This is a genomic window from Fretibacterium sp. OH1220_COT-178 (assembly GCF_003860125.1).
In the GTDB taxonomy this organism is placed as follows: Bacteria; Synergistota; Synergistia; order Synergistales; family Aminobacteriaceae; genus CAJPSE01.
In genome coordinates, this window is the sequence record NZ_RQYL01000089.1 from 1 (window position 1) to 358 (window position 358).

The 358-nt window shown below is 45.5% G+C and carries 1 pseudogene; it reads right to left on the bottom strand.

The annotated features are described in order from the left end of the window. Positions 1–273 precede the first annotated feature (273 nt). Positions 274–358 (bottom strand): annotated as a pseudogene (locus EII26_RS12960) (IS5/IS1182 family transposase); the annotation flags it as partial.

The window sequence follows — 358 nt, forward strand, 5'->3', positions numbered from 1 at the left end:
TCAATGCAACTTGAGCAGGAAGCAAGGCCGGGGGGGATGACATTTTCTCTGTCCCATTTCACCCTTTCAACCATGACATTTTCTCTGTCCCTTGACATCTCGATAGACAAAAGGACCATTCGCGATTCATTCCGTATCTATCATTTACGGGTTGTTGTATATAGAGAAGGGACACGATGTTTCGGTCACTTAATCACCTCAACGATTGTACGGAGCGCTCCCCTATATTCGGGGAAAATTTTAATTCACGTCTTCGCATTCTAGATAGTGTCGTCACAAGATATTAGCCCAAAGAGCAATGCAGCGAATTTGCACCGCGGCAACAAAGGATGCGGCATTTTTCGCATACCGTGTAGCA